The following is a 1177-nucleotide window of genomic DNA, read 5'->3' as shown; positions in this document are numbered from 1 at the left end:
AATTTTATTATTTTTAATAGATTACATTTTTATATGACTATTTTGCTTTTGATATCCAATCGAATGGAACAAAATAAAGTTAATACCAAGCTTGATTTTTTATTGAAACCGCGTTTATATAGTAGTGATAAGTAATGTGCTTATCGCAAACATAACCTTACTGGAGAAGCTTATTATGGTACAAAAATTTGCTGCATACGGTAGTGATGTTTCAGCTGGCACTTATAAGTGTGCCGACTGTGGTTATATTTATTCAAACCAAAGTAAGAAATCTTTACCACCTTGCCCTGATTATAATAAAAAGCCGCATAGCAAAAATGGTTGGTATGTGTTGTCAGGTCAAGGTGATTCTGTGAAAGATCCTCATCCAAATAAAAAATAATTGTTTTACGTTTCATCAAAAGGTAACCAATTTGTGTTACCTTTTTGATTGTTTGCTTGCTCGTTTAATATTTGTTGTTTTAATGGCTCAAGCAAATCACGAAACCAAAACAGCGCTATGTCTTTATCCCGTTCCCTTAAATTCAGATTTTCAGTAATAACTCTTGAAAGTAATTCAGCCCGTTCAATTGTTTTTATTTTTTCTAACTCATCCATTATTTATTACCCTTTTACTGCATTTCTATACAGTTAATAATAATTACCTTTCCGACCAACTGTTAGTTGATAATATTATTGATTAATCAGAATGTTATCAATTTTTCTGGTTATTTAACAAAATGTCATTTTAGCTAACATTAACGATACATTTGGATCGGTTTTACTAATGTTGTTTTAAAAATCACTTTCAGAACAGACCTTTAAAAAAACCATTGTTTGGCTTTTAACCTAGACTAATCTGCATTTACACTATACCGTTAATTTTTTATTTTTGCTATCCCGATAAATTCAAAAAAGTCGGTGTTTGGTTAAAATAAATGTGTGAAAAGATCATTTAATTTTATCAAAGTTATATATCTTTTAATTAGTTATAATACTAACGGTTTCCATTTATTTTTTATTAAACATTTTTCTTACAAAAAATAAAGTTAGTTTAATTTGCATTTTTAGAATTGGTTTATCTTTTCAGATGATTAATTAATGGATAAATATATCGTATATTTTTTCAAATAAGCATATTATGATGGTTATGAGATGCCAGTAAAATGGAGCATTATAAAAAACGTCTTTAATAATT

Annotated in this window: 2 protein-coding genes; one reads left to right on the top strand and one right to left on the bottom strand. The window is 27.7% G+C overall.

From position 1 onward, the window contains the following. Positions 1-175: 175 nt before the first annotated feature. Complete coding sequence (locus tag A9G03_RS01175) at positions 176-382, top strand: hypothetical protein (RefSeq protein WP_065632932.1); 207 nt, start codon at positions 176-178, stop codon at positions 380-382. Between the two features lie 5 nt (positions 383-387). Here the strand turns inward: A9G03_RS01175 and A9G03_RS01170 are convergent, their stop codons facing one another. Further along, on the bottom strand, positions 388-597 hold the full coding sequence (locus A9G03_RS01170; RefSeq protein WP_065632933.1) for a hypothetical protein: 210 nt from the start codon (positions 595-597) through the stop codon (positions 388-390). Positions 598-1177 lie beyond the last annotated feature (580 nt).

The organism is Gilliamella sp. wkB171, from assembly GCF_001693755.1.
GTDB lineage: Bacteria > Pseudomonadota > Gammaproteobacteria > Enterobacterales > Orbaceae > Gilliamella > Gilliamella apicola_F.
The sequence above is the reverse complement of the archived record's forward strand: the minus strand, read 5'-3'. Positions and strand labels throughout refer to the sequence as shown.

Bases quoted from the DNA above. Each gene is read 5' to 3' on its own strand.
- A9G03_RS01175 (WP_065632932.1), top strand. From the start codon at position 176: ATGGTACAAAAATTTGCTGCATACGGTAGTGATGTTTCAGCTGGCACT.
- A9G03_RS01170 (WP_065632933.1), bottom strand. From the start codon at position 597: ATGGATGAGTTAGAAAAAATAAAAACAATTGAACGGGCTGAATTACTT.